Origin of the sequence: Thermococcus peptonophilus (assembly GCF_001592435.1) — an archaeon.
In the GTDB taxonomy this organism is placed as follows: Archaea; Methanobacteriota_B; Thermococci; order Thermococcales; family Thermococcaceae; genus Thermococcus; species Thermococcus peptonophilus.
The window spans coordinates 702,382-727,372 of sequence record NZ_CP014750.1; the positions used below are offsets into that span (position 1 = coordinate 702,382).

The window sequence follows — 24,991 nt, forward strand, 5'->3', positions numbered from 1 at the left end:
CCAAGCATAACAACCGACCAGAAAACATAAGCTTCCAAAATTTAAATAGCTTTTGTGTAGATAATTACGACAGAAAGTTAGTGGCCGGCGGCGTTCCCGGTTTCCCGCCCCCTCTCGGAGGGCAGTACACCCGGGAACGCTGGCGGGCTTAACTTCCGGGGTCGAAACGAGACCGGGTGTAGCCCCGCCGCTATGGCCGCCGTGCCGAGTTATTGCTCCAGAGATGACTTTATAAACTTTACGGTTGAGCAGGTTTCGATGGAGGAGCTCATAGAACTGATCTACATGGAGAAACGGCCGGTAGTAACTCCTGAGAGAAGGGTCAAGGACTTCCTCAATTCCATACAGCGAGCCAAGAACGGGGAGGAGATCAGTGTCAGGGGATTCATAATTCTGAGAAGGCCACCAAACGCACCCAGGGATGGCATCTACTACCTACTGTCTCCTGCGGCACCTTCCGAGATGAAAAGCTACCGCGGTCTTCGAGCTTACCTTGTCATCGAGATAACTGAGAGCACGGTGATAAACGCAAAAATCCAACCCGGCGAATATGTAGAGGCCGAAGGAGTTATCGACGCTTACCCGTTTGGAACTCTAAGACTGCTACACACGACGAGAATATCACCCGCCGACTACTCCGAATACTGGAAGGACTACCGCACACTTGCCCTCTCAAAAAGTGAGCTCGAGGGGTTAATCTCCGACACTATATACGCGGGCTATGAGTTGGAGAGAGCAATCACGTATTCCCTCCTCACAGCACCTTTTGTAGTGGGTACGAACTGGCTTGACGGGTTCACTCTTTCAGGGTTCAATGGGCTCGAGGGTTCAAAGAACGTTATGCTTTCCCTGTGGGAGGCTCTAAGGTACATCCACTCCCTGCTCCCCTGGGAGATGCAGTTGAGGAGGGACAAGTGGGCAGAAATTGAAGACGACGGCCTTCTAGGGGTAGACTTCAGATTCACACGGCCTTCAAGAGCAGGTCCCCTTTACTACGTTCCCCACAACAAGACCCTGCTTGAGAGTAAAGTTCCAGTCCCGAAGTGGGCGCTGAAAACTTTTGAGAAAAAGGAGGCAACTTTCCTTACGCCAAGAGCCTGGATAAGGCCTGAGGATGAAGCGGCGCTGTTGGCTGAGACGCCGTTTGTCCTGACAGAGCCGGTTAGTTACGAGAGAAACAGGGAGCTTGAGGAGCTGGTCCCAAACCTGATAGTCACTGTAATGCTAGCCAGAGAAAAGCTCGGCACACTAAACCCGTGGGAGCTTAAGGACTATGGAAAAAAGTTTGAGTCATTCCTCACAAAGAACAGGCGGGAGTACGGCGAGCTGTTCGATGCACTCACCCTCTCCGGGAAGGTCTTCAACGCGAACCTGCGCTACCGTCTGGGAGCTAGGTTGTTGGGTTCAATGGCCCGGCTGGAGGGACGGCTCTCAAAGCCGCTGATAACGGACTTAATCGGGATTTACCAGGAACTCACCGACCTCTGGGTAAACGAACTCCCTGAGAAGGAGAAGCTAAGGCTTATAAGGGAATATGAGCGCTACGTTGGGAGCGACAGGCTCGCCGGCAGGGCACTTGGGATCTTCGCCAACCTGGAGGCGACGAGGGAGGACGGCACAGTTTCGAGAGAAGAGTACATAAATGCGCTTGTGGAGTACGGGATTGCAAAGGGGAAGGCTGAGGAGATAATAGATAACCTCCTCCGCGAGGGCTACCTTTACGAACCATTCCCCGGGAAGCTTAGGTTGATAAGGTGGTAGCATGGGGAAAAAGGACATCAGGAGAAGGGAGCAGAGGGAGAAGAAGAGAATAGCCCGGGAAAGGGTAGAGACCCTTTTCACACTTGCGGAGAGAGTCTTCCCGTATTCGCCGGAGCTGGCCAACAGGTACGTGGAAATAGCCCTCGCTGTTCAGCAGAAGGCCAAGATACGGATGCCAAGGAAATGGAAGAGGCGCTACTGCAAGAAGTGCCACGCCTTCCTCGTTCCTGGGGTGAACGCGAGGGTGAGGCTCAGGGACAAGCCCTATCCCCACGTCGTTATAACGTGTCTTAACTGCGGCCACATAATGCGCTATCCGTACCTGAGAGAGAAAAAAGAGCGGAGAAGAGAAAATGGTTAAATCAAGGCTTGCCTACCGAAGTCTGGTTCCCACCGTTCTGCCATCTTCCATTGTGGTTGCCCTTGCCTCTGTGCATCCTCATGTACTGTCTGAGAGCCACGCGGTTCTCCTTGTAGAGGCTTCTGATCTCTTTTTCAAGCTGGTTGAGTAGCTTCATTGCCTCGCCATAGTTCCCCGCCTTTATGTAGCTTTCAATTTCAACGAGGGTCTGGTTGTACTCGGTCACGTTTATGCCTATCCTCTGGAGGATCTGAAGCTCGGCTTTTACTTTCCACAGCTTGACGATGACACCGACTTTACCAGCGCCCGTCTCTTTGGCCATTACGAAGTTGGCCTTTTTCAGCGCGAACTGCGTCCTGACCTGAAGCCACAGGAGCTTTTTGTACGCCTCGGTAACGTTGCCTTCCTGGATAAGCTTATTAACTTCCTGAAGTTCGAGCGTGAGGTTGTTCGCAAGTTCTACCAGCTCACTCGAGTTGGTCAGGTTTGCTATCTTAAGTATCCTGTTTATTCTGAGCTGGATGGCACGTTCCATACGCTGGATCTTAACGTTAACGTTCACGGTTACGTTGGTTACAGGAGCGTTGGCCCTGACGAGCTTCTTCATAACGCCTTCTGCTATTTTCTCTGTTACCGGCGTGTGAACAACTATGATCTTTTTCAGGGAAACAGTCTTGTTGACCTTGTCGATCGAGACGGTCTTGTTAATGTAAACTACAATACCACCGTTCTGGAGAGCAAGCTTAATGGCCTCTTCTATGGCCGCGGTATCGTTACCCGGTGCAATCACCGTGACGTTCTCCTCCTTAATAAGCCCCAGCTTCTTGGCCATTTGGAGTGCTATGAGGTTTGTCTCGTATCTGTTCATACCTCCCCAGCGGTATACGGTTATGTTGTAGCTCTCAAGGTCGCTGACGTACTGGTTAACCACCGCCATCGGCCCGCCTATTATGATGACCTGGTCTGGTGCGTAGCTGAGTATCTCCGCGGTAACGTTAGGCTCGTAGACTCCCCAGGGAGTTGTGACCACAACACCCCCGGTTACATTTGCGAGGAGCTTTGCTATGCCGCTGTCGGCCGTGTTGTCGCTGACCAGGATCACTGTAACACTGCCCTCGCTCTCAGCCGCTGAAACACTGCCAGTTCCCATAGTAATGGCCAATAGCATGACCACCATAAAGACCGTAGCAAGCTTCTTCCATACCATCCTGCATCACCTCGGTTTTATTTTAAGAAGGAAGTCATATTTAAGGAATTCTGTTGGAACAGAGAAACCACAACGAAATTTCTAAGAGACAAGGGCATATAATTCGTTTCCCCGGTTTTCTAGATTCCAAAAAACTTTTCAAAACGTTTCATTAGGTTTCAAGTTGGATAAAAACTCCAGATTTTAGCCAAAAAGCCCTACAAAATCGCAACGGCCCTGACTGGACTTCCTGAGCCACCCTCTATCTTCAGTGGGAACGCTATGAACGTGAACTCCCTTCCAAGAACTTCTTCAAGGTTTGCTAGATTCTCAAAGATTGGGATTTCTTCAGAGAGGAATATAGTATGAGTTGTATCGTCCCCTATCGTCATGTGGTCGGTTCCAACGGTCTTAACTCCCTCGGCAACGAGGAAAAGTGCAACCTCCGGGGAAAGTTCCCTACCGCCAGTGAGGAAGAGGACTATCTTTCCATAATAGCCAGAATCGGGAATTTCTTCAGGCTTGACTGGACCTTCTTCGCCGCGAACATCGAGAACAAATGCCTTACCGACAAACTTGTCGAGTGAAAGCTCGTCCACGGTCTTTCCGCCGGGAACAAAGTGTGCCGGAGCGTCCACATGAGTCCCGGAGTGCTCTCCCATCTTTATGACGTTCATATAGTAGCCATCGGTATCTATGAAAGCCCACGGGCGAATCCTTATCTCTGGGTCGCCTGGATAGGTTGGAGTCTCCTCACTGAGGGGAAGGGAAAGGTCAACTATCATAGACCCACCACTGAAATTTTGAGCTAATCCCTATAAACCTTTTCTGACTATTTCTTCCGCCGAACCCATCTAAGACCGTCCTCAACGACCGCTTCAATCTCCCCTCTGTTGTAGAGTTCTGCTATTAGTGCCCTAGCGGGCACAAGGTTCAGGGAAAGCTTTTTGGGAGTGATCTCAACGCCCAGAGTGCGCATGATCCTGAAGGCAAGCTCATCCACGGACAGAGGTTCTCTGAGAAAATCTAGGGCAAGATTTTCCGCATCCTCAACCCGTTTGATATTGAATTCAAGAGTTTCGATGGCTTCTTCGCCTGAGACTGGTTTTCCGTGGGAGGGTATCAGGAGGTAGCCTGAGCCTGCATACTCTCGCAGAACCTCAAGGGATTTTCGAAAGAGATCCACGTCCACGAGATACGACAGACCAACTGACTGGAGAAGCTTCTCGCCGAAGAACGAGTCGCCTGCATAGAGGAGACCATTCTCCTCATCCAAAAACCCCGTCATACCGGGAGAGTGGCCGTTGAGCTGAATCGCCCTTAGACCGGCTATTTCATCGCCCCACTCAAAAACTCCTTGAACCTTCACCTCCTCCGGGATGTAGTAGGCCAGAAAACCTTCTGGAGCCTTCGACCCAAATGTCAGTATCTCTCTGTTGAGCGAGCTTTCAGCTATTGAGAACTCAAAGCGATGAGTGAGGAGGGGGGCGTCGATCTTTGGGCATACCGAGACGTGGTCGGCGTGCCCGTGAGTTGCGAGCTGGAGCTGTATCTCAAGTCCAAGCTTTCTGACTTCCCTCTTCAGGTCTTTGTGTCTCCCGCTCCCGTGACCGGGGTCAACGAGAACGGTCTTTCCCTCATGAACTCGAATAAGAGTCGAGGGGCTTCCAAGGTAGAGATATGCTGTGTCTCCGAGCTTTCTAATTCCCATCGCTTCCACCGCTCAAAAGTTGCTTCAACGTTAGATAAACCTTCCTGGGGAGAGGCTTTTAAGCTCCCGCGCTGAGTTGTGAGTGGTGAAGTTTTATGGACTGCACGAAGAACTACTGCGTTAAGAACATCTCCCTAGCACCGAGCGGGGAGAAGAAGATAGACTGGGTCTCCCGCTTCATGCCGGTTCTCCAGCACATCAGGAAGGACTTCGAGGAAAGAAAACCGTTTAAGGGCGTTAGGATCGCCGCGACCCTTCACCTTGAGATGAAGACGGCCTTCCTGCTTCTCACTCTCAAAGCGGCCGGAGCCGAGGTGTCGGCGGCCGCGAGCAACCCGCTATCTACTCAGGACGACGTAGTTGCGGCTTTAGCTAAGGCCGGCGTTAAGGTCTACGCTATAAGGGGCGAGAGCAGGGAGCAGTACTACGAGTTCATGCACAAGGCCCTCGACATCAGGCCGAACATAATCATAGACGATGGAGCGGATATGGTCAGCACGGTTTTGAAGGAGAGGCAGGAGCTGATTCCCGACATCTGGGGGGCAAGTGAGGAAACCACGACAGGCGTCATAAGGCTTAGAGCCATGGAGAAGGACGGCGTCCTAGAGTTCCCGATCATAGCGGTCAACGATTCCTACACCAAATACCTCTTTGACAACCGCTACGGGACTGGGCAGTCAACGTGGGACGGCATCATTAGGAGTACAAACCTCCTCGTGGCCGGAAAGAACGTCGTAGTCGTCGGCTACGGATGGTGCGGAAGAGGAATAGCCATGCGCGCCCGTGGACTGGGAGCAGCGGTGATAGTCGTCGAGGTTGACCCGATACGGGCCCTAGAGGCCAGAATGGACGGATTCCTCGTCATGGACATGAAGGAAGCGGCGAAGATTGGGGACATCTTCATAACCGCCACAGGGGACATCAACTGCATTAGGAGAGAGCACTTCGAACTCATGAAGGACGGGGTAATTCTGGCCAACGCCGGCCACTTCGACGTGGAAATCTCTAAACCCGACCTCGAGGAGCTGGCCGTTGAGATAAGCCAGCCTAGGCCGAATATAACCGAGTACAAGATGGCCGATGGCAGAAGGCTCTATCTTCTAGCTGAGGGCAGATTGGTGAACTTAGCAGCTGCAGACGGACATCCTGCGGAGATAATGGACATGAGCTTCGCGCTCCAAGCGAAGGCCGCTGAGTACATCAAAGAGAACCACGAGCAGCTTGAGCCGAAGGTCTACGTCCTCCCAAGAGAGATTGACGAGATGGTCGCGAGGATAAAGCTGGCTTCGATGGGGATAAAGATAGAAGAGCTCACGGAAGAGCAGAGGAGGTATCTTGAGAGCTGGGAGCACGGGACTTGATCCCTTTATCCCCTCTTTTGAGGTGAGATCATGGAGTTCCAGCCCTTCAAAATCATCCCGATCGGCTACGTAAGGAAGGATGATGAGCTTCATGAGACGTTCATCGAAATACTCCCCGAGTTTGCAGAGGCCGTTGAAGGCCTTCGCGAGGGCGACTGGATAAAGCTCGTCCTGTGGTTCCACGAGAGCGATACTCCGGCCAGGCGAAAGGTTCTCAAGGTGCACCCCTATGGCAACCCGAAGAACCCACTCACCGGGGTATTCGCGACGCGCTCACCCTACAGACCGAACCCGGTAGCGCTATACACAGTCAGGATACACAGGATATATGATAGCAGGCTTTACATCGACTGGATTGACGCCCACGATGGGACGCCGGTAGTGGACATCAAGATATTCGTTGAGCGCTACGACTGTCCCAAGGAAGTCCCCATAGGGGAACGGGAGGCACATATAGAAATGGGCAGGATGATAGGCGAAATGAACATCATCCCGCGGAAGAGCGAACATCTGGATGAGCTCGAGGAGGTCTCACCTGAGGAGTACGATGCCCTCATCCTTGAAATCGGTCCAAAGACCACAACGCTGACTGCTAAGGAGCTGAAGGACTTGGTAAAGGCCCTAAAAGAGGTCTACGATAGCCTTCCCGCTGAGATTAAGGACAAGCTCGGTGAGCCCGGATGCTGAAGGGGATTATCTTTGATGTCGACGAGACCCTCGTTTACTATGAGGGCTACGACCATAAAAAGTGGTTCGAAGAGTGGGTCAAGCCAGAGCTTGAGAGGCACAGAATAAACCTTGACTACGAGCTTTACTCCAAGACAGCCCGCCTGGAGCTCCCGAGAACTTACGTGAGGAAGCTCGGCATAGACCCGGTCGAGCTATGGAAAATTATTGACGCAGTAAATAACAGATATCGGAAGAGAATGCTCGCTAAAGGGAAGATAAAAGCATTTTCAGATGTTTCAGCCCTCGAAGAGCTGAAAAAGCTAAACCTAAGGCTCGCGGCAGTGAGTAACGCTTCCCTTGAGAATACACTCCTCGTGCTGAGGGCTTTTGATCTCGAGAAGTACTTCGACCTTGTCCTCGGGAAGGACTACTCGAACCTCGACGGAGTGAAGCCCAGCCCATATCTGATTCAAAAAGCGCTCAAAATGCTCCACCTTCGGCCAGAGGAGGCATTAGTTGTGGGCGACAGTTCAAACGATGTCTTAGCGGCCCACAGGGCTGGTGTTAAGGCGGTAAACGTGGTCAGGTTTGGAAAGGTTAACGGCGCTGATTATTACGTGAAAGACCTCTGGGAGCTCGTGGAGCTTGTCAAAAGCATGCTATAATAAGAGTTTAACAGCCGTCGTAACATCTCGGTTTTTCTTTTAAAATACCTCAAAAACTCCAAAATTCTTTACTAACCATAGAAGCGGCCAACATAGAAGAGTTCACTTTTAAATGTGAGCGCTGTGGAGCGTCGCTTGAGATTTCTCCCGAGACGATAATAGCGGTTTGCCCCTACTGCGAGCAAGAGATAAAGCGCTGTCCCAACGACCACATAGTTCCAGAAGGGGCAAAATTCTGCCCGGTGTGCGGGGCCAAGATTGAGTTTCCCGCGTTTTCAAATTTTTAATTTCAAAAGACGTGGACGGCGCTCGCCTTGAAGCCCACCCACACATTTTTTCCAGCATCAAGTCCCAGCTCCAGCACCGAAGAGCGGGTAACGAATGCGGAAAGCTCCACTCCACCGGCCTTTAGCCTTACGCGGACGAGAAGGCCGAGCTCCTCAAGGCCAACAACCTCGGCCCTGAAGGTGTTCCTCATCGAGCTCCTCAAGGGCTCGTCGGACAGCACGATGTCCTCGGGCCGTATCCCGACCCTAATTTTTCCAGAAGCCTCAGCAGGGAGCTCTATCATGAGGCCATTTGCGCGGAGAATCCTGCCCTCCGCGAGCCCTTCAATGATATTTTCGAAACCCAGGAACCTGGCGACCTCTTCGCTCACGGGCCGCGAAAACACTTCCCTGACTGCACCAACCTGGACAAGCCTTCCATTGAGCATGACCCCAACCCTATCGCCCAGGCCCACGGCCTCCTCAAAGGAGTGCGTGACGTGGAGGGCCGTAAAGCCAAGCTCCTTCTTCCACCTCTTCATCTCGTTAATGAGTCTTCCTCTCGTCTGTACGTCGAGGTTGGCAAAGGGTTCGTCGAGGAGTAGAAGTTCCGGCTCAACTGCCAGGGCCCTCGCTATCGCAACCCGCTGTTGTTCACCGCCGCTCAGGGTCTTTGGTTTTCTGCCAAGAAGGTGGGAGATGCCGAGGACTTCTGAGAGCTCCTTTACTTTCCACTCAATTTCAGCTTTTGGAACCTTCCGCACTTTCAAACCAAAGGCTATGTTGTCGAAGACGCTCATGTTCGGGAAGAGGGCGTAGTTCTGTGGGATGTAAGCCAAACCCCTTTTCTCGGGAGGCAGACCAGTTATATCCTCCCCGTTCAGGAATATTTTTCCAGAGTCGGGCGCTATTATACCCGCTATCACTTCAAGAAGGACTGTCTTTCCGGCGCCGCTCGGTCCGAGGATTATGAAATGCTCGCCCCGTTTGACTGAAAAAGTTATGTCTCGAAGATGAAACTCGCGGTAGTCCTTGGAAATCTCCCTAACTTCCAGCATTCCTCCTCCCCACCAGCCAGCGGAGTATTACAAAGATCCCAAGGCTCAGGCTTACCATAACAACCGCTATCGGTCTAGATGCCCTCAGACCGTAGTTGTTGAAATACTCCAAGATGAGAACCTGTGCTGTCTTTGGGTAGTATGCGACTATCAGTATCGCTCCGACCTCGCTTATTGCCCTCGCCCACGTCATTATTGCCCCGCTCGCTATGGATGAAAATGCCATCGGGAGGGATATTGAGAGAAACGCCCGCCAGCGGGAAGCGCCGAGGGTTCTGGCTACTGCCTCAAGCTTCTCATCAACGGCCAGAAACCCATCCCTTGCGGCGTTGATCGTGAACGGAGCAGAAACAAATAACATCGCGGCTATTATTCCCCTGTAGCTGTCGAGGATTGAGCTTGAGAACGTGACGAGAAGCATTATGCCGACGACGGAGTGGGGTATAACTATCGGGACGTCCACCAAAGCCTGAACCACGCTCTTTCCAGGGAAATCCCTCCTAGCCAGAACGTATCCGAGGGGGACGCCGAAGAGGAGGGCTATCAGAGCTGTCGCGGTCGCGGTTAGGAGGGAGTTCCTGACCGCTTCTACCACGTACGGATCATGGAGGGTTTTAACAAGCATTCCAACATCAGAGGCCTGTTTGATAAAAACTACAGCTATCGGGACGGCTATGTAGGCTATCAGGAAGCTTCCCAGTGCCGCGAAGAGGTAGAGGGTGTAGTCCCGGCGCATCGCACTTCACCGGAATAATGAAATGGGGGATAAAAACCTCACCCTTTAACCTCAACCAGCTCTTTTATCTCCTCAGGCACGTTCCCGAAGGCCACCGGGGGATTAAGGAAGTCCTGGTGATTCTCGGCAAAGACCTTCTTGCCCTCCTCCCCAAGCAAGAACTTGAGGAATTCAATCGCCAGCTCCCTGTTGGGTGCGTCCTTGAGCACTGTAACACCGTAGACGATGGGCTTGGCTTTTATCGTCTTCCCGGTCGAACCGAGTGTTATCTCCACCTGTCCATAGTAGTCGGCCTTGCTGAAGTCCCTGAGGTTGATCTCGTCAGGCAGAGTGATGTAGCTGAGGTTGTGCTGTTCGGCGACGCTCTTGTAGATGAAGAAGTAGTCAAGGTTTCCGGACTCAACTAGGCCCGTTAAGTCGGTCTCCTTCGGCCTGATTACGATCCTGTTGTTTTTAACCTGAATTTCCCTCGGAGCGTAGACGTGGGTGCCGTTGGCGTAGATATTGGTGTTCTTCTCCACCAGCGTCTCGAAGATGGGCTTGCCGTAGTAGAGGTCGGCAAGCTTCATAACCATTACCGAGCGGTAGCCGCAGGGATCTTGATTTGGGTCGGAGAAGCCGAAGGAAACGTCATCGCGCGCGAGTATCTCGTACCATTTCTCAGGGTGGGCCTTCATCTCGTCTACGTACTTGCTCTTGTCCGTGAAGGCTATGACGATCTCGTTGGTCGCGAAGAGGACGTAGAAGTCCGTGTAGTTGGGGACAAGCATCTGAGGGATGAGTGTGTAATCCGCGACAGCAACGATGTCGGCCTTCTTTCCAAGATCGGTAACCTTTCTAACGGCCTTAACGCTCCCGCTCGCCTCGTCCTGGAACTTCACCTTAACACCGAGGTTCTTTTCGGCGTAGGCTGAAAACTCGTTTTCGAGCCTCTGGAAAGGTATGCTAAGCGAGCCCGCATGGAAGACTATCAGGGTTGCTTCCTTCTCAGAGATGTTGGCATTTTCCGAAGAGCTTGATATACAGCCAGCCGAGAACACTGCCAGCAGAAGGATCGCAGTCAACAACAATCCAGCCTTTCTCATTTGAACCACCGTAAAGAGGACAGAAGTGAGTAATTTAAACGTTTTGGGTAAACAAAAGGATTAAAGCAAACGCTTTTGTTTTCTTAGCTCTCCGAGGCCGTCAACTATCTCCTTGAAATACCCGTAGAACTCGCTCTTTCTGATGCTTTCAAGAGTGCTCCAGAACTCGTCGAGGCCTGAAGCTCCGGCGGACTCATACTCAAGTGCCTGGATGAGCATCTCGAGCTTGTCGGCGAACCTTACAAGCCGGCCTTCCGGTGTGCTCCCCTCTTCGTACTCGAGCCAGAGTTGGTAGTATTCCTCGGGAAGCGGACTGGTTTTCAGAAGGTCTTCAACGGCCTTTCTTTCCGCTTCGGACTTGTCCACATACTTAAGGGCCGGCTGGGGAATGTCTGTTATCCTTGCCTCCCCGATGTCGTGGATGAGGGCTATTCGAAGAGCTTTGTCAGGGTTTATTTCAACGCCCCTTCTTTTAAGCTCGTCCGCCAAAAAAAGTGTTATCAAGGCCGTCCTGAAGGAATGGTCGGCTATGCTCTCCGGATTTGAGACACCCCTCAGAACCCACCCAGTCCTCTTCAGCTTCTTCAGGTTGCCGAGTTCAACGAAAAGCCCCAGCATGGTCATTCCTCCGTAGTGAAAATAGCCCTTTCGGTCTCGATGGCGGTCGCTATTATTCCGTCTCCAACAAAGCGGCCGTAGACCTTCACTGTGTCTCCCTTCCCAACGCAGGGACTTCCGGCGAATTCAACGGAGAACCCGTGGAGCCTGAAGGTCGTCCTCCAGCTTGGGAGCTCCATCGGAAGGAACTCCACGAGGGGCTTGTCCTCTACGACTCCCTCAAGAACGATGTTTTTTCCTCTAAATTTTCTAGTTGAGAGGTCGTCGGGGGTTACAACGTAATAATAGTGATGACCCAGCTTGACCCTCTTCATGCTCATCACCTTTATATCCCGTCCGCTCTACCACTTTATGGGTGGTGGTATGATAAAGGTTGCGATTATAGGTGCTGAGAACGTTGGTAAATCAACTCTTATGAACGCTCTCATCGGCGGGAAGGTAAGTGAAGTCGAGGACCTGCCGGGGACAACAAAGGGGATAATAAGGAGGCGCTTTGGAAAGCTTAAGATACCAAAGGGCATGAAGAACCCCTACGGTGGGGCCGATGAATTCGTTCTCATAGACACTGCCGGTCTCTTTGACCCGGAGAGGGAGCTCAGGGGCAAAGTTCTGAGCGAGGAGAAATTCCGGGAGATAATCAATGAGATAACCTCGGCCGACATCATTATCCACATGGTGGACGCGACGGTGGGCCTTCACAGGGGAATGGAGAAGCTCCACCACATGCTGAAGTTCCGGTACGAGAAGCCCATAATAGTGGTTATCAATAAGATTGACCTCGTTCCACGGGAGCGCGTCGAGGAACTGAGGGAAATCATAAAGAAGAGACTTGAACAGGAGCCGATAGCACTCTCGCTGGTTACCTACGAGGGCTTTAACGAACTGCTTGAGAGGATAGCCTACATGGCCCAGTACGTGTGATCACTCCTCCGGGAACTCGGGGCAGGGGCATATCATCACGTAGACCCGCCTGTGTCTGGGTCCGTCGAGCTCGACGAAAAGAACCCTCTGCCAGGTTCCAAGCTGGAGTTCAGCCTGGTCTATGGGCACGACAACCTCCGGATTCAGAAGCAGGGAAGCCCGGAGGTGGGCATGGGCGTTGCTGTCTATCCTGTCATGAGAGTAGCCGGCTCCCTTCGGGATCAGCTCCTTCATCTTTGCTTTGAAGTCCTCTATGAGGTTGCTCTCGTACTCGTTTATCATAAGACCGGTTGTCGTGTGGTGGGTGAAAACAACTGCTATGCCGTGCTTCACCTTCGATCTGTAGACCATCTTCTGAACTTCATCTGTTATGTCCATTATCTGAAACCTCTCCTTCGTCGATATGGGTATTTCATACAGCATCTCAATCACCTCAGATCTTCGAGAATACCCTTAAGGAGCTTTTTTGGATCCGCTTCCTCCCCAAAAACCACAGCCCTAAGAAGAACGGCTTTTTCATACGCGCTGGCCAGCTCTTTGTTACCCTTTTCGATGACCTCTCCCCTCAGGATTGAGTATATCTCATCAACGGCATCCTTAAACAGAACCTCGTTGGAAAAATCAACGTCGGGAGAAGCCATAAAAACTACCAGATCGCGCACGAACTCGACCTTGTCCGAAGACTTTCCCTTCAACAGACGGATAATCTCCATTCAGGTTCCCCCCACGCTCAGCGCCCTAACCAGTATTTCCGACATTAGCAGGGAAGCAAATTTCCTGTCCCTGACTTCGAGGGCGGCATCTATAGCCTCTTCTATCCTGTTCTGTTTTAAGTAGCTTCTGGCAACGTCCGCAAGAACTATCGAGCGGAGCTTGGGATCCTGGAGTACAACCCCGATATTTCTGGCGGTCTCAACCTCTCCCAGCAGAGTGTAGTACCGGGCAACCTTTACCCACATGGCCTCAGATCTAACTCTCCTCGCCACGGCCTTGACCACTTCCTCAAGGGCCTTAGTCGGGTTTTCAAGGATTTTATCCATCAACAACTTTCCAACGATACGTGCATCCTCATCGGATAGCACTTCAAGGAAATCCGGAATGATCGCAGGGTTTTTCTCCAGAACATCCAGCGCGACTTCAGAGATCGCATGGAGTGAATCCTCAAGATTGTGGAGCATTCTAACGGCTATATCGGGCTTTCCGGCAAGCAGAAAAGCCTCCGCAAGTTCTATAACAAAATCGGCACCAAAACGCGAGCTGAACTCATTTGCCAGTTCTGAAAGCCCACCTATGAACTTGTCTATGACTCCCCTTTTGTTTAGACTGAAGGTAAGCTCCTTGAAGGCGATCTTTGCCCAATCTGGGGATTCTATTTCCCTGATCGTGGCCAGCGCTCTCTCATAACTCCCCACCGCAACAAAAGCCTTTGCTAGCTCTATCAGGGCCTTTGAGCGGTATGGCTCGTCAGTTATGTATTCAAGTGCCAGTTTAATTTTCCTGAGCTTGTAAGCGGCCTTTAGGGAGCTGTCCTGGGTTAATCTGCTCCCCGCCCGGACTATCGAGAAGAGAGTGGCCTGTCTGAGTTTTTTATCCGAAATTTCGGTAGCAAGTGTTACGGCCTGTCCGAGGTCTCCAAGGCTCACGAGATACCTGACAGCAAGTGCCAGAATTTCGTCTCTAACAGGAGGGGACAAAGCAGCGGAATCTTCAACCACCCTCAGAAACACCTTGTAGTACGCTTTAATCCCAGCCTTTCCCATATGGTATCCTATGGCCAGAGTGGCCCTGAGTAGAAGTTCGGGATCGTTTATATCCTTCAACGCGTCAAACGCCTTCAAAAACGCCTCTTTATACAGCGAGTCCCTCCTGCGCACGAGGGCTTCACCTAAACGGGCGTAGGTTACCGCGCGGGTATATGGATCAGGGATGATGTCAGCTGATTTAAGAACTTCAACCGTCAGCATAGGTGGTCACCGGACTCCCATTTCTTGATATTGAATTCCCAGTTTATATTTACGCGGAATCTTTTTAAAAGCTTACTCAAAGCGCAATCCATGTATGGAGTAATCTTAGGGAAGAATTCAGAGCTCAGTCGTGCTGAATTTTATTCTTTCGGGAGAAGATTCGGACTAAAGGTTAGGCCAGTTGAGGAAGGTCATAACTGGATAGTTTTTGAATCCAAACCCTTGGTGGAGAGATATTTCCGCTGGATAGGCGGTTCTCTCAAACTCGTCAGGATACTTGGAGAGGGTGAAGAGGCACTGGATGAGATGGAGTACTCCAGGCTTTTCACTGTCAGTCTCTACGGGAGAGATGACTGGAAGCTCTGGCGTAAGCTCGGGAGCGAGATAAAGAAGAGGTTCAAAAAGGAAGGGTCAGCTAAGTTCTTCAAGCCTGCAAAGACATACGCCATGCCCGCGGAGCTCATTCTTAAGGGTTTCCCCGATGTCAAGGACTTTGTCTTCCTCTTCAGAGAAGACGGTAGCTTCCTCGTCGGCGAGACGATCAGGGTAACGAATCCCTTCGAGCTGAAGAAGCTCGACGTCGAGAGACCTGTTCAGAAGCCGATCCTCTCCATACCGCCGAGGCTGGCGAGGATAATGGTGAACCTGACGGAGGTCAGAAAGGGCAGCTTCCTGGACCCTTTCTGCGGCATCGGAACGGTAGTGCAGGAGTTCGTTCTTCAGGGGCTTACTGCCTACGGGAGCGACCGTGACGAGGGGCAGATCAAAGACGCCAAGAAGAACCTTGCCTGGCTGAGGAAGGAGTTCAGACTCAAGAACTCGGCCCATCTGGAAGTCTGCGATGCCAGAAAGCTGAAGAAGTGTTTTAGACAGAGGTTTGACGCGATAGTTACCGAACCCTACCTCGGAAAGCCGCTCAAGAGGCATCCGAGCAGAGGTGATGCCATAAAGCTGGCCAACGAGCTAGACCGCTTCTATTATTCGGTCTTCGAGAGCTTTGCCGACGTTCTGAAAAGAAACGGAAAGGTTGTCTTCGTCTTTCCAGCCTATAAGCTGAGCGGTGGAGGAATATATCGGAAGGATAGGAAGTGGCTCGGGAAGCTCGGCTTTGAGGTTCTCGGAAGATACCTCGACTACGAGGAGAGGCACAGGGTCGTAAGGGACATTCATGTGATGAGGTATAGGGGTTAGCTGATAAGCCTCTCGTGCTCCTGCTTTATGCAACGGTGGGCGACGGCTGTAAGGCCCGCTTCTTTCGCTTTCTTGAACGCCTCCCTGTTGTAGGTGTTGAACTGGAACCAAACCGCCTTCGCGCCCTTCTTTATCGCCTGCTCAACGTAGTCCATCGTGAACTCTGGCCTTACGAAGAGGTCAACGATTTCAACGTCATCAGGTATATCAAGAACGCTCGGGTAGCACTTCCTTCCGAGAACCTCCTCGTAGCGCGGGTTCACGGGATAGACCTCGTAACCGTGTTCGAGGAGATAGCGCATGACCCTGTTAGCATCGCGCTCCGGCTTCGGTGAGGCACCGACGAGCGCTATCTTCCGGTACTTCGTGAGAATTTCCCTCACCTTCTCATCGCTCAGCCTGTCAACGGGCATTATCCGAACCATCTTATCACCCGGTAACCTTTGGAAAAGGGCTTTAAAGAGGTAGTGGAAAATCCCTCGGTGGTGGCCATCTACTCCGAGACTGTCAGGAGCTGGAAGATGCTCCTCATAATGTTCCCAGCTTTCATTTCAATGGCCATAGGAATAGGGGCCTCATACATGGTAGGCGAAAACGTGACGCCACTTCTCATTATCTTCCCCCCAGTTATGGTGATAGTTCTTGACCTGATGCAGCTAAGTATTGAGGTAGATGAGGAGACGCTGAAAATCAGAAGTACCCTTGGACTGCTCGCCAGAAAGACAATTCGGCTTAACGAGATAAAGCTTGTCAAAATATCAAAAGGCTGGATGAGCTGTAGCGGGATGATACACTACACCTACCCCGGAAAGGCCTGCGTTCTCATTGAAAGAACCAAGGGCTGGAGCATCTCATTCACGACAAACCGGCCGGAGGAGCTGGCGGAAGCTCTCAGGACTCTGGGCGTTCCAGTAGTAGGAGGTTCCCCCTGAATCCAACTATTCTGACTTTTTCTCCCCTCTTGGCCTCACCGTTTAAACAGACTCCTCTCCACAGCTCATTTTCGACCTTGACAATGCCCTCTGGAGACAGATCCTCAATGACAACCGCTTCCAATCCTATCAGAGCCTCAGGACCAGTTAAGGGCCTCTTCTCAAGCCCACCCCTTAGGACGTAGGGAGCTACCAGAAGGTCCTTAAGCAACAGGAACAGTAAAAGAGGCAGAGAGAGTTTCAACGGGATTTTGATTCCAAACTCTGAAAGGAGAACAAAAACGAAGACCGCGACGGCTATCTCGTCCGCTGAGAGAAGGAGGAGCTTCAAAACCCTCTTCAGCTTCACACCCTTCCCTCCAGCCACCGCCAGTATGGGTTCAGCTCCAGAATGCTCCACCACTTCTTCAGCTCCTCTCTCGCGGAGCGGTAGTTAGGGTAGAAGCGGGAGACAAAGCTCCAGAAGGCTCTTGAGTGGTTCCTGTGCTTCAGGTGGGCAAGCTCGTGGACGACAACGTACTCCCTGAGCTCCGGGGGAAGGGCTATCAAGCGGAGGTTGAAGTTCAGGTTGCCCTTTCCGGAACAGCTGCCCCACCTTGTCCTTTGCGAACGAATAAAGATCTTACTGGGGGAGACACCCATTTTTCCAGCGTATTTCTCAATAAGCTCCACTAACTTAGGTCGGAGAAGCCTTTTCAGTTCTTCCCTCATGTCTTCGGGATAAGGGGGAAGGACAACGGTCTTAAAGCGGTCATGGACTTTAGCCCTCCTTCCATGTACGACCTTGTAGAACTCACCGTTCAGAGGGAAGCCCGACTCTGCAAGCTCTTTCAGGTCTTCAATCTGGGCCAACTTCCCCTCCAGCCAGGCGGCGTTCTTTGCTATGAACTCCTCAACGTTGAACCCCTCGGGGGCGGTGACGACTACCCTGCCGTCCGGCTTCACCTCTATCCTCGCATACTTGACGGGACTTCGACGGATTTCTATTTTCATGGCCTTCCCTCTGAGGGAGAGTTTTGAAAGGGAAGTTAAAGGGTTATCCGCTGGAAAACAAATGGAAAGGTCAAGTTCCCTTCGGCTTCAGCCAAGCACTCAAACCAACCTGTCTCGTCTTCTGGTAGCGCAGGTCTTCCTTGCGGTAGCCAAAGGCCCTCAGGATTCTCTCAACGGCAGGCAGAACCTGGTTTTCAATGTAGTACTCAGCGTCGTACTTGTGCTTTGTCGGGTCAAACTCGTCGAATGGAATAGCTCTGTCCCCAATCCTTCCAGAGCCCTTTAGCACGATGTAGCTTATCACCGTTCCAGGGCGTATTTTGACGCCCCTCGCGGCCAATCTCTTAGCAACGGCAACGTGAGGTCCTGTCGCTTTGTAGTCGCTCAGATCCCTTGTTATCTGCTCGTGGATCACCAGTTTCTCCGGCGGAACCTCGTACTTGCTCAGCTTTTCCGTTACTTCTTTAACGATTTTAACCGCCTCTTCAACGTCACCGTCCTTTAGTAAAGCTTCAAGAACTCTAGCCTGCGTCTCCTTAGCTATCTCGCTCCAGTCGCGCCTCACAATCTCAAGTCCGCGCGTTGTTATCTTGCCTTCCTCGTCTATCACCGCGTACTTCTTTTTAGTGACGAAGAAGCCGCGCTTGTAGAAGCCCTCGTACTCGAGCTCAAGCGCGCCCGGAAGTTTATCGTTGATGTACTTGAGGAACTCCATCGCTTTCTTTTTGACGGTTTCGGCATCAGCTCCAGGTATTGTCGCGAAGAAACCGTCTGTGTCCGCGTACAGAACTTTAAAGCCATACTTTTCCTCTATCTCCCTGATGGTCATCGTTATGTACTCCCTTCCCCAGGCAGTGACGCTCTCCGCACACTCCTTGCAGTACCAGCGGGCCTTTGCATAGCCGTAGTAGCCGTAAAAACTGTTTGCTAGGATCTTGATAGCCCGCTGTCTGTAATCAAGGAGCTTCTTCTCAAGTGGATCAATCGTTGCCTTCATTCTCTTCTTTATCTTCTGCCTCTCCTCAAGCAGGGCCCCAAGGAGGCTCGGAATGAAGCCCGGGAAGTCCTTGCAGAAGCGGTGGCCAACCTGGGGGGCGGTGTCATACTCCTTGCATCCTTCCCTGTTGAGAGTATCCGGCGAGACGTTGTGGGTGATGATGATTGAGGGGTACAGCGAACGGAAATCCAGATAAACTATGTTCTCCCATAGACCTCTCTCCGGCTCTTTTACGTAGCCCCCTTCATAGCTCTGCCGTCTTCTGGCCAGCTCCTTTTCATCGGGCTTGTTCGGGGCCAGCTCGTTCCCCTCATAGGCCTTCCGGAGGAGGAACCACTCGACGAGGTTGCCAGTGCTGGAGCGGGAAACGTCCCAGAGGGACTGGCCGATCAAGCGGGAAAGCTGGGCCTCCATCGGGAAGAATTCCTTTCCGAGCTCGTAGGTAACCTTGGCGTCCTCCATAGAGTATTTAGCTACCCTCTCAAGCCCCTCCCCGCTCTCCCAAGCGGTGGCTATCTCCTCGGCGTAGACTTTCTCCTTTGGCTTTCCAAAGATCGCTTCATAGACGGCCTCAAGCGTATATGTGGGGAGGTTTATCGTCCGTCTTATCACGGGGTAGAGATCAAAGTGTATCCTGCCCTTAACCTCGACAGCAAACCTATCGCCCATCCTCTGAATCTTAGGCTCGCTTCCGTCCCTTCCGAGGGCAAAGTTTATTCCAAGCTTTTCACAGCGCTTCTTGAGGTAGGCAAAGTCAAAGTTGTCACCGTTGTACGTTATCAGTACATCCGGGTCTTTCTCCTTCACAATCCTGAGAAAGCGCTTTATCATCTCCCTCTCCGTCGAGACGACGTCAACGTAGGGGGGGTCTATGTTCTTCCACGTTATCACCCTCGCTCCTTCTTCGTCGGCGTAGCTTATCATAAGGATTGGCCCCTCGGCAAACTCCTCGCCCTCGTGGTAGAGCGTTTCAATGTCGAAGGCGAGCATTTTCAGATCCTCGTCGCCTTCCATCGGGATCAGGCCCTTATCTATGAGGTAGCGCTTGGCGAAGGGTATGTCGTACTCGTAGATGTCAATAACTGCTGGATGCTCTCGTATCTTGTCCCTTATCGCTGGAACGTCCTGCGGGTGAGTAAAGTAGAGCTTCCAGACCTCCAACGGCCTTCCGAGGAACTTCTTCTCCACTTTCTCGGCGCGCTTTACAGTTACAACCGTCCCGTGTCTCTCGGCAGTTATCTTCTTGACTTCCTCTATTGCAGAATCGTCCTTCAGGAGGGCGTAGATATAGGGCTCAAAAGTCCTGTCGTACTCGATCTTGAACTCGCCGTTTTCCTTCTTGAAAATCCTGATGACGGGCTTTCCATTCTCAGTTATGTAGTCAGTGTCGAGGATCATAAGGGACACCTAGAATCAATTACAGTTAAGGGCTAATAAATTCACCGCCACCTTTTTAAGTCAATTTTCAAAGGCCCCCTCATGGAGCTGTTTTACCGCGTGAGCTTTCAGGAAGTTGTGGCCGATGCGCTCATGCTTGTGGAGGAGCGTGAGCTGTCATCGAAGCACGCCCTTGAGAGGGTCTTTAAGAGGGTGGCCGGAAGAGACCGCGAGAAGGCTCGCGGTTTGGCGCATGCCTACGTCTTCGAGATCGAGAAGTGGCGCGCGAAGATAGACTTCATAATAAACTCAGTCCTCAAGGGTTCAAAGGTTGAAGACCTTGACCCCTATCTTGCGAACCTCCTTCGCATAGGGACTTTCGAAATACACTTCCGCAAAGTGCCGCCCGCTGTGGCAACGGACTCGATAGTTCGCGTCGTCAAGGAGAAGTTCGACTTCTCCAGAGCCAAGTTCGTCAACGCCCTAATGCACGAGATAGAGAAGTTCAACATAGAGAGGGCTTTAAAGAGACTCAAAGAGAAGGACAGAATTGAGTGGCTCTCCGTCCGCTTTTCCCACCCCCGCTGGTATGTGGAGTACGTTATAAACCTCTTCGGCTACGACGAGGCCGTAAGGCTCCTTCTCAGCAACAACCGGCCCCAGAGGTATTACGTGAGGGCCAACACGCTAAAGACAGACGTTGATTCCCTCCGCGACTACCTTGAAGAGAACGGCGTTAGAACTGCACTAACTCCAGTTCCAGACGTTTTAAAGGTTCTTGAGTACAAAACGCCGGTTACAAGGCTTGGCTGGTACAAGGAAGGCAAATTTGTAATTCAAGACTTGGCCAGCGCCTACGTCGCCCACGTTTTAAAGCCAGAGGCTGGTGAAAGGTTGCTCGATCTGGCGGCAGCTCCTGGCTCCAAGACCTTCCATGCTGCGGCGCTGATGGAGAATAAAGGAGAAATCGTGGCCGTCGACTACTCCTACGACCGGCTTATGCGCATGAAGGAAAAAGCAAGAGTTCTCGGTATTAAGAACGTCCGTTTCGTTCACGCCGACGGCCAGAGCTTCAGGGACAAGGAGAAGTTCGATAAGATAATCCTCGACGCCCCTTGTTCTTCATCCGGAACATACCGCCAGTTCCCGGAGGTGAAGTGGCGCTTCGATGAGGCAAAGATAAGGAGGATCATCAGCGTCCAGAGGAACATGCTCCGCAATGCTTACGAGAACCTCAGAGAGGGCGGTGAGATGACTTATTCTACCTGCTCAATAAGGATTGACGAGGACGAGGAGAACGTTCTGTTTGCTATCAACAAGGTGGGTCTTGAACTGGTGGACTATCCCTTCAGCTGGGGAGACCGGGGTTTCCTGGAGATAGGAAACAGAGTGTTCAGAGCCTGGACGCACAGGCACGACTGCAACAGCTTTTTCATTGCAAAGCTGGAGAGGTAGAACAGCTTAGAAAGGAGACTGGGAAGAACTATGTGAGAATTTCAAGGTTTGTTTTAGTTTTTCAACCCTTCCAAGCGGACAGAAGGCCCTGGCGCGATTCTTTATTGCTCTGACCATGATCCGGTCGTTCGACACAAGAACAATACCTCTGAACTTATCTCCATACTGACGAAGCTTTCAGAAAAAAGTAAAACAGCTCTATCCCCAAGACAACGTCCCCATAGCGAAATTGGATTGCTTCGAAGCTTAACAACATCGCGGGGTGAGGGAGGTTCTAATCTTCAAACCCTTTGAACTTCCAGAGGAGGAGCGCTCCGAAAACTGTCCAGAAAAGAGAGATCAGAAAAGCGCTTCCACCACCTCCCGTCATCAGCTTGGCAGCGCTCACCGTTGGGAGAAAGTTCATCGCCACGACGATTTTCTCAGGAAGAACGCTTTCGGGATAATACACAGGTGGAAAGACCGTTAGGGCCGTGACGGTCAAATTGGAGAGTCTCATCACGGTGAGCGGTTCCTTTATCTTGACCCCCATGAGGAAGCCAACTCCAGCACTCCAGAGCCAGAGAGAAACTATTCCAAACAAGATTCCGGGTATTGCTTCTAATCCGAGACGCCACGAGATCAGGAGCGTTAGGAGGGTGACGTAGGGAAAGGCTGGAATGCTCATTCCAATGGATATTCCAAGGGCCTTCCTCCAGTTTCCACCGGGGAGAGACATAATTATGTCGTAGAACTTCGAACGGGCCTTCATACCCACGAGCTCGATGGAGAGGTCGGCTATGCCGACGCCAGCTATGAAGCTCACTATCGCTCCCGCCAGAGCCCTGTCAAGGAACCTCCCGCCGCTCACGACGTAGACTATGAAGATGAAAGAGAGTGGCTGAAGAGCAAAGCTCACAAGTGCGAACTTTCCCTTGGTTAGGGCCCTCGCGTAGTACTCAATCAGCGCCATCATCGAGACCACCGACCAGAAAGACGTCCTCTATGGTTACCTCCTCCCTCCTGAAGGGAATCCCAAGCTCCTCAAGCCTCTCGATTATTTCCCTCTCCTCCGCTTTGGAGCGTGCGTAGATGTAGGTGTTCCTCCCGGCCCTCCTCAGGAAGAAGCCCCCGAGGGAAACTCCTTCAAAAGCCACGATCTTCGATGTAAACCCGCTGAGGTAGTCCCGCGCTATCTTCTCCGGCTTGCCGTCTGTGACTATCTTCCCAGCTTTGAGGAGGAGCACCCTGTCGCAGACGCTCGATATCTCGTTTAGGTAGTGGCTCGTGAGGACTATGGTGGCTTCCTCAGCCCTCTCGCGAAGGGTTTCCCACAGCCTGAGCCTGTTCTGGACGTCGAGGCCGACGGTAGGTTCGTCGAGGAAGTAAAGCGGAACATCAGCGGAGAGAACCATGGCCAGAAGGGCCCGTCTAACCATTCCTCCAGAAAGGGTTGAAAAGAGCTCATCCGCATACGTTATCCCGAAGGCTTCCATCGCTTCATCGGCCTTCTCCCTTGCCTCCTCCTTTGAGAGAGCGCGCATCCGGAGGTAGTGGTAGACGTAATCCCTCGGCGTGAGCGTGTAGAAGTGGGCCCTAACATCTTGGGGCAGGAGGGCGAATAGCTCCCTGGCTTTCTTGGGTTCTCTCCCGAAGAGCTCAATCCTTCCAGAATCGGGCCTCAAAAGACCAGTAAGGATTCTGATCAGCGTTGTTTTTCCAGCGCCGTTGGGGCCTATTATTCCTACTATCCCTGACCCTTCTATGGAAAAGGAAACGCCATCGAGGGCGCGCTTTGAGCCGAAGGATTTTGAGAGGTTCTCCGCTTTGATTGGGAGCATACACGTAGAATTCTCAAAACCGATTTAAAACAGTTTTTGATGGGCTAAGAACAGGAAGAAAAGGTTAGAGAGCAGAGACTTCAGTCAAGGTCGCTGCTGAAGTCCTCGCTACCGCCCTTGCCACCGCCTTCCTTGTCCTTCTCGAGCTTGCTGGCGGCAATGACGTCGTCAATCCTGAGGATCATTATGGCTGCCTCACTGGCGCTCTTGATGGCCTGCTTGGTAACCCTGACCGGAGCGATAACGCCGCGCTCCATCATGTCGGCCGGCTCGCCCTCGAAGACGTCAACACCGATTGTCGGTCCCTTCTCCTTGTGGGCTGCGATGACCTTCACGAGGGTCTCGATCGGGTCGAGACCTGCGTTCTCGGCGAGGGTCCTCGGGATGACCTTGAGAGCCTCTGCGAAGGCCTCGATGGCGAGCTGCTCCTTGCCGCCAACCTCCTTGGCGTACTCGTCGAGCCTGATGGCGAGCTCGATCTCCGGAGCACCGCCAGCTGCAACGATCTTGCCGTCCTCGACGATGTCCTTGACGACCTTGACTGCATCTTCGAGGGCCCTCTCAACCTCGTCAACAACGTGCTCAGTACCGCCCCTGATGAGTATCGTGACAGCCTTCGGGTTCTTGCAGCCCTCAACGAAGATCATGTTTTCGCCAGCGACCTTCCTCTGCTCGACGAGCTCGGCCTCACCGAGGTCCTCCGGGGTGAGGTCGCGGACGTTGGTGACGATCTTGGCGCCGGTGGCCTTGGCGAGCTTCTCCATGTCGCTCTTCTTGACTCTCCTGACCGCCATTATGCCGTACTTGGCCAGGTAGTGCTGGGCAAGGTCATCAATACCCTTCTGAACGAAGACGACGTTGGCGCCGACCTCCTTGATCTTGTCGACCATCTCCCTGAGCATCTTCTCCTCCTGCTCGAGGAAGGCCTGGAGCTGCTCCGGGCTGGTGATCCTGATCTCGGCGTCGGTCTCGGTCTCCTTGACCTCGAGGGCCTCGTTGATGAGGGCGATCTTAGCGTTCTCGACCCTCTTCGGCATGCCTGGGTGGACGACCTCCTTGTCGATGACGACACCCTTTATGAGCTGGGTGTCCTTGACGCTTCCGCCCTCCTTCTTCTCGAACTTGATGTTGTCGAGGTCAACCTTGTAGTGGCCATCAACCTTCTCAGCGACCTGCTTGACGGCCTCAACCGCTATCTCGGCGAGGTACTCCCTCTCCTCCTCGGCGGCCTTTCCGGTGATTGCGGTCATGGCAGCCTTCTTGAGGATCTCCCTGTCCTCGACGTCAACGTCCTTGGCGATGCTGTCGAGTATTTCCTGGGCTTTTTCAGCGGCGAGGGCGTAACCCTTGATGATTATGCTCGGGTGAATGTTCTGGTCCAAGAGCTCCTCAGCCTTCCTGAGAAGCTCGCCAGCGATGACGACAGCAGTAGTAGTACCATCACCAGCCTCCTTATCCTGAGTCTTAGCAACCTCAACCATCATCTTAGCAGCAGGATGCTGGATGTCCATCTCGTCGAGGATGGTGGCACCGTCGTTGGTGATGACGATGTCCCCGAGGCTGTCGACGAGCATTTTATCCATTCCCTTCGGGCCGAGGGTTGTCCTGACAGTCTCGGCGATGATTCTCGCGGCAAGAATGTTCAGCCTCTGGGCGTCCCTACCAACGTACCTCTGAGTCCCCTCAGGCAGAATAACAACCGGCTGGCCTGCAAGCTGGGCCATCTCCCCTCACCTCCACCCTTTTTTGTTTTTGAGGGTGGATAAGTTTTAGTTACAATTCGTGTTTCCGCGCTATTGTTCTTTTGTACTATTTATAAACTTTTCGGTAATGAACAAACGTTAAAAGCTATCAGCTGCAATGG

27 protein-coding genes and 1 rRNA gene are annotated in these 24,991 nt (G+C 52.3%); 9 read left to right on the plus strand and 19 right to left on the minus strand.

The window, feature by feature from the left end; all coding sequences use genetic code 11:
* Positions 1 to 82 precede the first annotated feature (82 nt).
* Positions 83 to 204 (minus strand): 5S ribosomal RNA (rrf, locus tag A0127_RS03725).
* Between the two features lie 54 nt (positions 205 to 258).
* Between rrf and A0127_RS03730 the strand changes: the two genes are divergently transcribed.
* Positions 259 to 1,761: a hypothetical protein gene (locus tag A0127_RS03730; protein WP_062388135.1), complete on the plus strand. Its 1,503-nt coding sequence runs from the start codon at positions 259 to 261 to the stop codon at positions 1,759 to 1,761.
* A 1-nt stretch (position 1,762) separates the two neighbouring features.
* Positions 1,763 to 2,122, plus strand: a complete 360-nt coding sequence (locus A0127_RS03735; RefSeq protein WP_062388137.1) for a ribonuclease P protein component 4 — start codon at positions 1,763 to 1,765, stop codon at positions 2,120 to 2,122.
* A 1-nt stretch (position 2,123) separates the two neighbouring features.
* Here the strand turns inward: A0127_RS03735 and A0127_RS03740 are convergent, their stop codons facing one another.
* The 3 genes from A0127_RS03740 to A0127_RS03750 all read right to left on the minus strand — a co-directional run bounded on the left by A0127_RS03740 (position 2,124) and on the right by A0127_RS03750 (position 5,019).
* Positions 2,124 to 3,329 carry a cell wall-binding repeat-containing protein gene (locus A0127_RS03740; protein WP_062388142.1) on the minus strand — a complete coding sequence of 402 codons (1,206 nt, stop codon included), beginning with the start codon at positions 3,327 to 3,329 and terminating at the stop codon, positions 2,124 to 2,126.
* Between the two features lie 197 nt (positions 3,330 to 3,526).
* Positions 3,527 to 4,093: a cyclase family protein gene (locus A0127_RS03745; RefSeq protein ID WP_062388146.1), complete on the minus strand. Its 567-nt coding sequence runs from the start codon at positions 4,091 to 4,093 to the stop codon at positions 3,527 to 3,529.
* 47 nt (positions 4,094 to 4,140) lie between these two features.
* On the minus strand, positions 4,141 to 5,019 hold the full coding sequence (locus A0127_RS03750; RefSeq protein ID WP_062388149.1) for an MBL fold metallo-hydrolase: 879 nt from the start codon (positions 5,017 to 5,019) through the stop codon (positions 4,141 to 4,143).
* Positions 5,020 to 5,114: 95 nt separating this feature from the next.
* Here A0127_RS03750 and A0127_RS03755 point away from each other — a divergent pair, with 95 nt between their 5' ends.
* From A0127_RS03755 to A0127_RS03765, 3 genes are read left to right on the plus strand one after another with little or no spacing between them, the layout of a single operon-like run.
* Positions 5,115 to 6,380 (plus strand): adenosylhomocysteinase, encoded by a 1,266-nt coding sequence (locus A0127_RS03755; protein WP_062388152.1) that lies wholly within the window; start codon positions 5,115 to 5,117, stop codon positions 6,378 to 6,380.
* Positions 6,381 to 6,410: 30 nt separating this feature from the next.
* Complete coding sequence (gene tsaA / locus A0127_RS03760; RefSeq protein ID WP_062388154.1) at positions 6,411 to 7,067, plus strand: tRNA (N6-threonylcarbamoyladenosine(37)-N6)-methyltransferase TrmO; 657 nt, start codon at positions 6,411 to 6,413, stop codon at positions 7,065 to 7,067.
* Positions 7,061 to 7,714: an HAD family hydrolase gene (locus A0127_RS03765; RefSeq protein ID WP_062388157.1), complete on the plus strand. Its 654-nt coding sequence runs from the start codon at positions 7,061 to 7,063 to the stop codon at positions 7,712 to 7,714. The genes tsaA and A0127_RS03765 overlap by 7 nt, the downstream gene beginning before the upstream one ends.
* Before the next feature lie 289 nt (positions 7,715 to 8,003).
* Here the strand turns inward: A0127_RS03765 and wtpC are convergent, their stop codons facing one another.
* The 5 genes from wtpC to A0127_RS03790 are packed head-to-tail and all read right to left on the minus strand — an operon-like array spanning position 8,004 to position 11,791.
* The gene (gene wtpC / locus A0127_RS03770; RefSeq protein ID WP_062388159.1) at positions 8,004 to 9,038 is read right to left on the minus strand and encodes a tungstate ABC transporter ATP-binding protein WtpC; all 1,035 of its coding nucleotides are present in this window, start codon (positions 9,036 to 9,038) and stop codon (positions 8,004 to 8,006) included.
* Positions 9,025 to 9,774, minus strand: a complete 750-nt coding sequence (gene wtpB / locus A0127_RS03775) for a tungstate ABC transporter permease WtpB (RefSeq protein ID WP_062388162.1) — start codon at positions 9,772 to 9,774, stop codon at positions 9,025 to 9,027. The genes wtpC and wtpB overlap by 14 nt, the downstream gene beginning before the upstream one ends.
* A 38-nt stretch (positions 9,775 to 9,812) precedes the next feature.
* Positions 9,813 to 10,859 carry a tungstate ABC transporter substrate-binding protein WtpA gene (gene wtpA, locus A0127_RS03780; protein ID WP_062388165.1) on the minus strand — a complete coding sequence of 349 codons (1,047 nt, stop codon included), beginning with the start codon at positions 10,857 to 10,859 and terminating at the stop codon, positions 9,813 to 9,815.
* Between the two features lie 60 nt (positions 10,860 to 10,919).
* Positions 10,920 to 11,477 (minus strand): HD domain-containing protein, encoded by a 558-nt coding sequence (locus A0127_RS03785; RefSeq protein WP_062388167.1) that lies wholly within the window; start codon positions 11,475 to 11,477, stop codon positions 10,920 to 10,922.
* A 2-nt stretch (positions 11,478 to 11,479) separates the two neighbouring features.
* Entirely contained in the window at positions 11,480 to 11,791 is a 312-nt protein-coding gene (locus A0127_RS03790; protein WP_062388170.1) for a hypothetical protein, read from the minus strand.
* 49 nt (positions 11,792 to 11,840) lie between these two features.
* Here A0127_RS03790 and A0127_RS03795 point away from each other — a divergent pair, with 49 nt between their 5' ends.
* Positions 11,841 to 12,398: an Era-like GTP-binding protein gene (locus A0127_RS03795; protein ID WP_062388173.1), complete on the plus strand. Its 558-nt coding sequence runs from the start codon at positions 11,841 to 11,843 to the stop codon at positions 12,396 to 12,398.
* Here the strand turns inward: A0127_RS03795 and A0127_RS03800 are convergent, their stop codons facing one another.
* From A0127_RS03800 to A0127_RS03810, 3 genes are read right to left on the minus strand one after another with little or no spacing between them, the layout of a single operon-like run.
* Complete coding sequence (locus tag A0127_RS03800; RefSeq protein WP_062388176.1) at positions 12,399 to 12,821, minus strand: secondary thiamine-phosphate synthase enzyme YjbQ; 423 nt, start codon at positions 12,819 to 12,821, stop codon at positions 12,399 to 12,401.
* A gap of 5 nt (positions 12,822 to 12,826) precedes the next feature.
* On the minus strand, positions 12,827 to 13,111 hold the full coding sequence (locus A0127_RS03805) for a hypothetical protein (protein ID WP_062388179.1): 285 nt from the start codon (positions 13,109 to 13,111) through the stop codon (positions 12,827 to 12,829).
* Positions 13,112 to 14,362, minus strand: coding sequence for a tetratricopeptide repeat protein (locus A0127_RS03810; protein ID WP_062388182.1), 1,251 nt, complete (start codon positions 14,360 to 14,362; stop codon positions 13,112 to 13,114).
* A gap of 90 nt (positions 14,363 to 14,452) precedes the next feature.
* Here A0127_RS03810 and A0127_RS03815 point away from each other — a divergent pair, with 90 nt between their 5' ends.
* Positions 14,453 to 15,553, plus strand: coding sequence for a TRM11 family SAM-dependent methyltransferase (locus tag A0127_RS03815; protein ID WP_062388184.1), 1,101 nt, complete (start codon positions 14,453 to 14,455; stop codon positions 15,551 to 15,553).
* Here A0127_RS03815 and A0127_RS03820 read toward each other — a convergent pair.
* Positions 15,550 to 15,978 carry a CoA-binding protein gene (locus A0127_RS03820; protein WP_054840916.1) on the minus strand — a complete coding sequence of 143 codons (429 nt, stop codon included), beginning with the start codon at positions 15,976 to 15,978 and terminating at the stop codon, positions 15,550 to 15,552. The two genes, A0127_RS03815 and A0127_RS03820, sit on opposite strands and share 4 nt — an antisense overlap.
* A gap of 57 nt (positions 15,979 to 16,035) precedes the next feature.
* On the opposite strand from A0127_RS03820, the gene A0127_RS03825 reads away from it, so the two are divergent.
* Positions 16,036 to 16,485: a hypothetical protein gene (locus tag A0127_RS03825; protein WP_062390830.1), complete on the plus strand. Its 450-nt coding sequence runs from the start codon at positions 16,036 to 16,038 to the stop codon at positions 16,483 to 16,485.
* Here the strand turns inward: A0127_RS03825 and A0127_RS03830 are convergent.
* From A0127_RS03830 to A0127_RS03840, 3 genes are all read right to left on the minus strand, one after another.
* Entirely contained in the window at positions 16,445 to 16,834 is a 390-nt protein-coding gene (locus A0127_RS03830; RefSeq protein WP_062388186.1) for an NfeD family protein, read from the minus strand. The genes A0127_RS03825 and A0127_RS03830 overlap by 41 nt on opposite strands.
* Positions 16,831 to 17,478 (minus strand): M48 family metallopeptidase, encoded by a 648-nt coding sequence (locus tag A0127_RS03835; RefSeq protein ID WP_062388188.1) that lies wholly within the window; start codon positions 17,476 to 17,478, stop codon positions 16,831 to 16,833. The genes A0127_RS03830 and A0127_RS03835 overlap by 4 nt, the downstream gene beginning before the upstream one ends.
* Positions 17,479 to 17,548: 70 nt before the next feature.
* Positions 17,549 to 19,873, minus strand: a complete 2,325-nt coding sequence (locus A0127_RS03840; RefSeq protein ID WP_062388189.1) for a DNA polymerase — start codon at positions 19,871 to 19,873, stop codon at positions 17,549 to 17,551.
* An 81-nt stretch (positions 19,874 to 19,954) separates the two neighbouring features.
* Between A0127_RS03840 and A0127_RS03845 the strand changes: the two genes are divergently transcribed.
* Positions 19,955 to 21,307 carry an RsmB/NOP family class I SAM-dependent RNA methyltransferase gene (locus tag A0127_RS03845; RefSeq protein WP_062388191.1) on the plus strand — a complete coding sequence of 451 codons (1,353 nt, stop codon included), beginning with the start codon at positions 19,955 to 19,957 and terminating at the stop codon, positions 21,305 to 21,307.
* Positions 21,308 to 21,581: 274 nt separating this feature from the next.
* Here the strand turns inward: A0127_RS03845 and A0127_RS03850 are convergent, their stop codons facing one another.
* The 3 genes from A0127_RS03850 to thsB all read right to left on the minus strand — a co-directional run bounded on the left by A0127_RS03850 (position 21,582) and on the right by thsB (position 24,851).
* The gene (locus A0127_RS03850) at positions 21,582 to 22,262 is read right to left on the minus strand and encodes a hypothetical protein (protein WP_062388192.1); all 681 of its coding nucleotides are present in this window, start codon (positions 22,260 to 22,262) and stop codon (positions 21,582 to 21,584) included.
* Positions 22,246 to 23,127 (minus strand): ABC transporter ATP-binding protein, encoded by an 882-nt coding sequence (locus A0127_RS03855; RefSeq protein ID WP_062388194.1) that lies wholly within the window; start codon positions 23,125 to 23,127, stop codon positions 22,246 to 22,248. Before A0127_RS03855 ends, A0127_RS03850 begins: the two co-directional genes overlap by 17 nt.
* A gap of 80 nt (positions 23,128 to 23,207) precedes the next feature.
* Positions 23,208 to 24,851: a thermosome subunit beta gene (thsB, locus tag A0127_RS03860; RefSeq protein ID WP_062388197.1), complete on the minus strand. Its 1,644-nt coding sequence runs from the start codon at positions 24,849 to 24,851 to the stop codon at positions 23,208 to 23,210.
* Between the last annotated feature and the right edge of the window lie 140 nt (positions 24,852 to 24,991).

Bases quoted from the DNA above. Each gene is read 5' to 3' on its own strand.
- A0127_RS03730 (WP_062388135.1), top strand. From the start codon at position 259: ATGGAGGAGCTCATAGAACTGATCTACATGGAGAAACGGCCGGTAGTA.
- A0127_RS03735 (WP_062388137.1), top strand. From the start codon at position 1,763: ATGGGGAAAAAGGACATCAGGAGAAGGGAGCAGAGGGAGAAGAAGAGA.
- A0127_RS03740 (WP_062388142.1), bottom strand. From the start codon at position 3,329: ATGGTATGGAAGAAGCTTGCTACGGTCTTTATGGTGGTCATGCTATTG.
- A0127_RS03745 (WP_062388146.1), bottom strand. From the start codon at position 4,093: ATGATAGTTGACCTTTCCCTTCCCCTCAGTGAGGAGACTCCAACCTAT.
- A0127_RS03750 (WP_062388149.1), bottom strand. From the start codon at position 5,019: ATGGGAATTAGAAAGCTCGGAGACACAGCATATCTCTACCTTGGAAGC.
- A0127_RS03755 (WP_062388152.1), top strand. From the start codon at position 5,115: ATGGACTGCACGAAGAACTACTGCGTTAAGAACATCTCCCTAGCACCG.
- tsaA (WP_062388154.1), top strand. From the start codon at position 6,411: ATGGAGTTCCAGCCCTTCAAAATCATCCCGATCGGCTACGTAAGGAAG.
- A0127_RS03765 (WP_062388157.1), top strand. From the start codon at position 7,061: ATGCTGAAGGGGATTATCTTTGATGTCGACGAGACCCTCGTTTACTAT.
- wtpC (WP_062388159.1), bottom strand. From the start codon at position 9,038: ATGCTGGAAGTTAGGGAGATTTCCAAGGACTACCGCGAGTTTCATCTT.
- wtpB (WP_062388162.1), bottom strand. From the start codon at position 9,774: ATGCGCCGGGACTACACCCTCTACCTCTTCGCGGCACTGGGAAGCTTC.
- wtpA (WP_062388165.1), bottom strand. From the start codon at position 10,859: ATGAGAAAGGCTGGATTGTTGTTGACTGCGATCCTTCTGCTGGCAGTG.
- A0127_RS03785 (WP_062388167.1), bottom strand. From the start codon at position 11,477: ATGCTGGGGCTTTTCGTTGAACTCGGCAACCTGAAGAAGCTGAAGAGG.
- A0127_RS03790 (WP_062388170.1), bottom strand. From the start codon at position 11,791: ATGAAGAGGGTCAAGCTGGGTCATCACTATTATTACGTTGTAACCCCC.
- A0127_RS03795 (WP_062388173.1), top strand. From the start codon at position 11,841: ATGATAAAGGTTGCGATTATAGGTGCTGAGAACGTTGGTAAATCAACT.
- A0127_RS03800 (WP_062388176.1), bottom strand. From the start codon at position 12,821: ATGCTGTATGAAATACCCATATCGACGAAGGAGAGGTTTCAGATAATG.
- A0127_RS03805 (WP_062388179.1), bottom strand. From the start codon at position 13,111: ATGGAGATTATCCGTCTGTTGAAGGGAAAGTCTTCGGACAAGGTCGAG.
- A0127_RS03810 (WP_062388182.1), bottom strand. From the start codon at position 14,362: ATGCTGACGGTTGAAGTTCTTAAATCAGCTGACATCATCCCTGATCCA.
- A0127_RS03815 (WP_062388184.1), top strand. From the start codon at position 14,453: ATGTATGGAGTAATCTTAGGGAAGAATTCAGAGCTCAGTCGTGCTGAA.
- A0127_RS03820 (WP_054840916.1), bottom strand. From the start codon at position 15,978: ATGGTTCGGATAATGCCCGTTGACAGGCTGAGCGATGAGAAGGTGAGG.
- A0127_RS03835 (WP_062388188.1), bottom strand. From the start codon at position 17,478: ATGAAAATAGAAATCCGTCGAAGTCCCGTCAAGTATGCGAGGATAGAG.
- A0127_RS03840 (WP_062388189.1), bottom strand. From the start codon at position 19,873: ATGATCCTCGACACTGACTACATAACTGAGAATGGAAAGCCCGTCATC.
- A0127_RS03845 (WP_062388191.1), top strand. From the start codon at position 19,955: ATGGAGCTGTTTTACCGCGTGAGCTTTCAGGAAGTTGTGGCCGATGCG.
- A0127_RS03850 (WP_062388192.1), bottom strand. From the start codon at position 22,262: ATGATGGCGCTGATTGAGTACTACGCGAGGGCCCTAACCAAGGGAAAG.
- A0127_RS03855 (WP_062388194.1), bottom strand. From the start codon at position 23,127: ATGCTCCCAATCAAAGCGGAGAACCTCTCAAAATCCTTCGGCTCAAAG.
- thsB (WP_062388197.1), bottom strand. From the start codon at position 24,851: ATGGCCCAGCTTGCAGGCCAGCCGGTTGTTATTCTGCCTGAGGGGACT.